Origin of the sequence: Microcystis flos-aquae FACHB-1344 (assembly GCF_014698375.1) — a bacterium.
In the GTDB taxonomy this organism is placed as follows: Bacteria; Cyanobacteriota; Cyanobacteriia; order Cyanobacteriales; family Microcystaceae; genus Microcystis; species Microcystis aeruginosa.
In genome coordinates, this window is record NZ_JACJSW010000011.1 from 1 (window position 1) to 6,615 (window position 6,615).

Sequence of the window (6,615 nt, forward strand, 5' to 3'; positions counted from 1 at the left end):
GCGTAAGGACTTCCGGAGTTTGTGTCCAGTAGTCCATTAGTATTATATTGCTTTAACTCAGGCTGTGTAAGACTTTTAGCCATAGCTAGTATATTTATACGGGGGAAGTCCAGTAATTAAACTTGCTAAGAAGTTAAAAGTCTGGAGGGTTCCTAAAGCTAACAATTGGTTAGCAAAAACGTTTCCATTAATTAGGGCTGGCTGAATAAATGTGAAATGTAGGCATGGTAAGGGTTTTGTGGCTTTTCTTGCTCCCACAGGTGCAAGATTTTGAGAGAATCGTGCTTCAAAACCTAGCGTCTTCATCGGCCCGCGTCCTGTAGGGGCGAAGCATTCGGATAAAAAATCTACGGTTTCACCGATAGGTTATTGCCCGAATGCTTCGCCCGTACTTTTTGCCGCAAACCCTAATTAAACTTGCTAAGAAGTTAAAAGCAGTAGGGGCAATTCATGAATTGCCCCTACTCCGTTGGATGGTTTCCATTAATTAAACTTGCTAAGAAGTTAAAAGTCAGTCAAAAAGGAGACTAAAAAAATGGCTCAATTTGTTGTTTCCATTAATTAAACTTGCTAAGAAGTTAAAAGGAGTTTCTGACCAAGCGGCAACGCTTGTTTTTTGCCACTTTGACGTTTCCATTAATTAAACTTGCTAAGAAGTTAAAAGAAAAAGAAATTGCGCGTCGGGAAACCGCCATCGATGTTTCCATTAATTAAACTTGCTAAGAAGTTAAAAGAATCACCGCGACAAGCTTTGTCGGAGAGTCAATCCAAACGTTTCCATTAATTAAACTTGCTAAGAAGTTAAAAGTCTCGCCGGAGCAGCCCATGTTTCGCACGGAGTGCATTCTGTTTCCATTAATTAAACTTGCTAAGAAGTTAAAAGGAGAATTTGGAGACGGAGCGCAGGGAATTACAGTTGTTTCCATTAATTAAACTTGCTAAGAAGTTAAAAGGAGTGGGAGGACCTAGGGCTTAATATGTTCTCGTTTCCATTAATTAAACTTGCTAAGAAGTTAAAAGAAAAGCGTTAGAGGAAGCGTTAGAGGAGTTGTTGGAAGAAAAGTTTCCATTAATTAAACTTGCTAAGAAGTTAAAAGACTTCAACGCATCATCCAGCTGCAGCAGGAGGTGTTTCCATTAATTAAACTTGCTAAGAAGTTAAAAGAAATCATCCTGATCGAATATTACCCAAGAAATCACCATGTTTCCATTAATTAAACTTGCTAAGAAGTTAAAAGCCTTCAAGGACTGATTGCCGTGCAAAATGCACGGTTAATTGTTTCCATTAATTAAACTTGCTAAGAAGTTAAAAGGAAATTTGGACGTTCTCTTGACTGTGCCCGATTGATTTTAGTTTCCATTAATTAAACTTGCTAAGAAGTTAAAAGACTAGCTTGGCAAAACTAGGCTGTATAAGGATTGTACAGCAATTTTTCGTGGGATATTGAAAAGCATAGACATTATTAATAATAATTCTCAATAGTTACCTCAGTCATAAGGCTCAAAGTCTTGCTGGCCAAGGCATCGACGCACCTCAACGAAAACTCTAGATTTTCAGGCATTGTGTCTAACCCACGAAAAATGTTGAGAAACCCCCCATTCCATCGGCATGAAACAATAGAATTTGTTCCACGCTAATGCCTATGCGATCGGGAGCATCTCACCTTTATAACCCCTAAATCTTTATGTCAAGCTATTTTGAAAGCCTTACTAGAAAACAGTTTTAGGACAAGTATAATTACTCACTTGCATAAATGAGATGCTCCCTATGCGATTCCAGCTTTAGCTTATCTAGTGTGCAAAGCTAGTTTTTGAATATCTTTTTGTCAACTTCAACCCTTAAAGTATATCTTATATTAATTTATGTCCACTTTATATATAGTAGAACAAGGTTCTTCTCTTAAAGTTCAGCACCAACAGTTTCAAATTTTTCAGCAGCAACAACAACTTTTTAAAGTTCCAGTGAACCAAGTTAAAAATATTATTCTTTTTGGTTACTGTCATTTATCCCATGGTGCGGTACAAGCAGCGCTATTCCATAATATTCCTATCACTTATTATTCACCTCAAGGATATTATTTGGGACATTTACAGTCGGAAATACAAGCCAAAATTACTTATTTAACGCAACAAGTTAAACAAGCAGAAAATAGTGATTTTGTTAACACACAAGCTAATGCCATTGTTCGTGCTAAAGTGCATAATTCGAGAATTTTATTGATGCGTCTTCAGCGTCGTCATCCTAATGAGATAGTGAAAACAGCCGTTATCAATCTCAAAAAAATTATCAATAGTTTAAATAGCGCTGAATCTTTAGAATCATTAAGGGGATATGAGGGAAAAGCTGCTAATATTTATTTTCAAGGTTTAAGTTCTTTATTTCAAGGAAATTTTTCCTTTACCAAAAGAACGATGCGTCCTCCAACAGATCCCATCAATAGTTTACTAAGTTTTGGCTACACTCTTTTATTTCAGCATCTTTTTTCGCTTGTACAACTAACTGGATTACATACTCATTTTGGGAATTTGCATACCTGTCGAGAAAATCATCCTGCTTTAGTTTTAGATTTAATGGAAGAATTTCGCGCTCAAATTGTTGATTCTTTAGTCGTTTACTTAGTTAACAAAAATATTTTTTCTCCAGACAACTTTACTAACCCAGATGAACAAGGTGCCGTCTATTTACAGCAAGATTCTCTGAAGAAGTTCCTTAAATATTGGGAAGAAAAACTATCTTTAGAACTTACCCATCCTCAAACTCAACGCCAAGTCAGTTTGCGTAGTTGTTTAGAACTTCAAGTCCAAGAATACATTTCTTGTTTGATGAAAAAGACAGAAAGATATCAACCCATGATTTGGCAAAAATGAAATCGGAAACCCCCTCTTCTTAGAGGGTAGTTTAATGAAATTGGAGTTGAGAGGTTAGCTTTATGACATTTATGCGTCGAGTATTAGTCTTTGCCGATGCCGATAATACCCATATATCTGCTCAAAGTTTTAATCGTAAGATTAATTGGCAAAAAATCCGTGATTATTTAGCCGATCCTCAGGAAGGAAGAGAACTAATTGAAATGGTAATTTATCTGGGTTTACCTCCAGATAAAGAAAGATTTGCTGAACAAAGAAAAACCAAAGAAAAATTTATCTACTGGGCAAAAAGTAACGGGTTTTTAGTTGTTACAAAAGAAGGCAAATCTAAAGGTAATGACTACGAAACCAATGTTGATGTAGTAATGGCGATGGATGCTATTGAATTAGCTTTAGAAATGAAGCCAGATATTGTCGTTTTAGTCACTGGCGATTCTGATTTTGCTTATTTAGCACAAAAACTTAGAAGACGAGGAATGCGAGTTGAAGTCGCTTCTGTCGAACAATCTCTCGGTAACGATTTGAAAAATTCTGCTAATAGTGTTATCGATTTGATAGAGTTATTTGATGATTTTGAAGCCCAAAATGGGACGCAAGATTATCATCGTATTGGCAATAACAATGTGTTTGATTAGTTACTTTCATGATGACACACTTTAAACAAACGAATGGAGTAACCGTGAAAATAATTAATGGCAAATTATTTGGTCAACCAAAAGGGGATTTTGATCCCTTCAAGCAACAACTCGAAAAACTTAATCAAGAAGTTGAGAAAGTGCAAAGTTCCTTTGAACAATTAGAACAAACAATAGAACAAACAGAAAACGTAAAGCGAGAAGCATTAATCCGTCAAGTTGAACTTTACGTTCAATACCTGAAAGAAAATTGTGAAAACTTAGAAAATCTCTGGACACAAAGACAAGAAAATCATGCTAAAACTTATCAAAGAGAATTAAAAAGAATGGAACTATTCCTGAAAGAACAAAAGCAACAATTAGACTTTTTAGAAAATAGGAAATTGTCTCAAATTGAAAATAAGTTAACTGCTCTCAAGAAACAAATACCGACAAAATTATTGTGGCTGACTTTTGGTAGTTCACTGATGATTGTAATTATTTATTTTTGCGATTGGTTCGATATTTATCCTTTCAATAAGCACCCACAAAAAACAAAGTCTTCTCTTGTTCATCATGAATTAGTTGAAGAAAACAATCAACTGAAATGTCAAGAAAATTGCTTTGAGTCAAAGACCCAAATAGATTTTTAATCAAGAGCGCACACCAAACATTTCTTGAGGGATTCATTTATTAACAAATCAGGAGTTTTTATGCGAGCAATAGTTAATGGCAAGCTAATTGATTTACCAGAAGGAACAACAGTTGAAGATTTACGTTCTCGACTTCCAGAAATTGGCAATGATGACGTAATGGAAGAAGGCTTTGGTGGCACTAAACCCTTGAAAGATACAGAAGCTCTCAAAGAAGGTTCAAAAGTTTGGACAGTTCCTAAAATTGTAAAAGGATAAAGAAAAAAATGACAATAACTATTAGTAGTAATGCAACTAAATTTACTCTCAATACACGCCTAAGTGCCGAACTAAAATTACTAGACAAAGTAGCCAAAACCATTGTGGTTGGGAGTAAAACAATTGGTGACGTGCAATACACAGCAATTTTAATTAAGAGAATGCCTTTGTCTTCGAGTAAATTCAAAGTTTCTAACTCTGATGTTTTGTTTTTATTACCACCAGATTATCCACGGCTTCCTCCTATTGGCTGCTACCTTAATTATCCTTGGGATACGGTCGGAGAAGGGGATCATCACTTTACTAGACAAAGTTACTACGGCGCACCATTCTTAAGTGAAGAAGGCTGGTATTGGTATTGTGTAGGACTCGGAGGCGGGTTTAACCGAGATAAATGGCTCAATTCTTGGCGACCTAGTAATAATCCCGAAAGAGGACACAATCTCGTTACCCTATTTATCACCGCACGCCACGCAATTAATAACGTCTGACGACAGAAGAAATTCTGATAAAACCCTAGCCTTAAAAGTGTGGGAAAAGGGTAGAAGATTGATTCAAGCAATCTTTCCATCTTCTCTATTAGCTTCATTCATCCCAATAATCAATCAAGCATGAATACTCAACCAAAACCCCAAGATATATTACTACACATCCCTCCCTTAATGTGGAAACAGTTTCGTCAAGCAATGCTGGATGCTCGTCAACACAGAGAAGAAGTAATTGGCTTCTTTTTCTGTCAACGCCATCAGCTATCTAAGAAAAAAGTCAGATATATTCCTCAAGCTTGGGTTGTACCTACTGCTGATTGTTACGAACATCAATCGGCTAGTGGATTGGTACTCAAACAGCAATTTCATCAGTATTTACTAGATACTTATCTGTGCGCTCTCTCGAAGTCCTCCTCTTCAAGTAAAACTCGGAAATTAGATGTAGTTCACATTCATACCCATTTTGGCGATGCTACTCCTTCCTTTTCTTGTGTCGATGATCGCTATGAAGCAGAATACGCTAAGTTTCTCGCTTCTTGTTACCAAGAAAAGCCTCGCTTGATTTCTGGAGTCTTCAATGAGTCCCTAGAAAAATCAAAATTTCGGATTTGGAATCGTCAAGGAACTAATCATACTTCAATTGAATTCTGTCGTTCTTGGTTAACACCAATCAATAGTAACTTTTCTGGCGAAGATACAGAATTAATCTTTGCTCGACAAAAAGTTTTTGGAGAAACTGTACAAAAACACCTGAATCAATTAAAAGTCGCTCTTATTGGTTGTGGCGGTATTGGAGCCGTGTTTGCTGAACAACTGGCCAGATTGGGGGTCAAAAATTGGGTATTTATTGATCATGACCGTTTAGAAACAGTAAATCTCAATCGAATGCCAGCTGCTACTCAAGAAATGGTAGACCAAGGATGGTACAAAGTTCACTATCTTAAATGGTTGATTAAAAGAACTTATGCTATTGGTTCTCATGTTAAAGCCTTATCTCTTTCCGTAGAAGATGAGAAAGCCAAAGCAGAAATAGCGACAGCGGATTTAATCGTCGTCGCTACAGATAATCATCGCTCGCGACAAGTAGCTCAAGAATTAGCTTTAGAGTATGCTCGTCCCTTGGTTTGTTTAGGGACTCATATTGAAGTCAAACCCCATCATCAACCTCGTCTGTATTGTCGTGTAACCGTTCCTCCGCTCGGGGGGGGCTGGTGTTTGATGTGTGGCAATATTATTAATCTACAACAAGCGGCATTAGAGTCTGCACCGACTGAGATCGCCGCCATTGCCTCTGAAGCTGGTTATTTACAAGGAATTGACGCGCCAGCAGTCTATTGGTTAAATAATATTTGTGCCAGCACAGGAGTAGGGGTGATTCACGGAATTATCAGTGGCTTTCTCCCTATCGATTCTGGTTTAGATTGGATTTATGATTTTCCCAATTCTAATTGGCTAAAAGCCAATATAGACCATCTGCAAAGTTCTGACTGTTATTTCTGTTCTTCCTTATGCACCCTTTAAGGAAGGAAAGGGGGGTTTCCCTACTTTTTTTATAATTGGAGTGAAATCCCTCTATTTTTCCCTTTCTCTAACTTGGCTATGTCCTTACCTACTATCACAACTCTAGAAGAACTTGTCCCGGAATTAGCTCGATTAGCGAATTATCCTAAGTCTGATCAGAAACAGATTGATAATTTCTTAAATTTAATACAAAATGCTGTACGATTATGGATA

Annotated in this window: 7 protein-coding genes and 1 CRISPR repeat array; of the genes, 6 read left to right on the top strand and 1 reads right to left on the bottom strand. The window is 36.9% G+C overall.

The window, feature by feature from the left end; translation table 11 throughout:
* Positions 1-75 precede the first annotated feature (75 nt).
* Positions 76-306 (bottom strand): hypothetical protein, encoded by a 231-nt coding sequence (locus tag H6G48_RS00195; RefSeq protein WP_190717930.1) that lies wholly within the window; start codon positions 304-306, stop codon positions 76-78.
* 94 nt (positions 307-400) lie between these two features.
* A CRISPR array of direct repeats spans positions 401-1,388; the repeat unit is 35 nt; unit sequence GTTTCCATTAATTAAACTTGCTAAGAAGTTAAAAG.
* A gap of 475 nt (positions 1,389-1,863) precedes the next feature.
* Here H6G48_RS00195 and cas1 point away from each other — a divergent pair.
* The 6 genes from cas1 (at position 1,864) to H6G48_RS00225 (ending at position 6,402) form a co-directional block, all read left to right on the top strand.
* Positions 1,864-2,868 carry a CRISPR-associated endonuclease Cas1 gene (gene cas1, locus H6G48_RS00200; protein WP_190717918.1) on the top strand — a complete coding sequence of 335 codons (1,005 nt, stop codon included), beginning with the start codon at positions 1,864-1,866 and terminating at the stop codon, positions 2,866-2,868.
* Between the two features lie 62 nt (positions 2,869-2,930).
* The gene (locus H6G48_RS00205; protein ID WP_190717921.1) at positions 2,931-3,503 is read left to right on the top strand and encodes a LabA-like NYN domain-containing protein; all 573 of its coding nucleotides are present in this window, start codon (positions 2,931-2,933) and stop codon (positions 3,501-3,503) included.
* 44 nt (positions 3,504-3,547) lie between these two features.
* Complete coding sequence (locus tag H6G48_RS00210; protein WP_190717924.1) at positions 3,548-4,135, top strand: hypothetical protein; 588 nt, start codon at positions 3,548-3,550, stop codon at positions 4,133-4,135.
* Positions 4,136-4,195: 60 nt separating this feature from the next.
* Positions 4,196-4,393 carry a hypothetical protein gene (locus H6G48_RS00215; protein ID WP_103672755.1) on the top strand — a complete coding sequence of 66 codons (198 nt, stop codon included), beginning with the start codon at positions 4,196-4,198 and terminating at the stop codon, positions 4,391-4,393.
* Between the two features lie 8 nt (positions 4,394-4,401).
* Positions 4,402-4,884: a hypothetical protein gene (locus tag H6G48_RS00220; RefSeq protein ID WP_103672754.1), complete on the top strand. Its 483-nt coding sequence runs from the start codon at positions 4,402-4,404 to the stop codon at positions 4,882-4,884.
* 120 nt (positions 4,885-5,004) lie between these two features.
* Positions 5,005-6,402 carry a HesA/MoeB/ThiF family protein gene (locus H6G48_RS00225; protein WP_190717927.1) on the top strand — a complete coding sequence of 466 codons (1,398 nt, stop codon included), beginning with the start codon at positions 5,005-5,007 and terminating at the stop codon, positions 6,400-6,402.
* Positions 6,403-6,615: the final 213 nt, after the last annotated feature.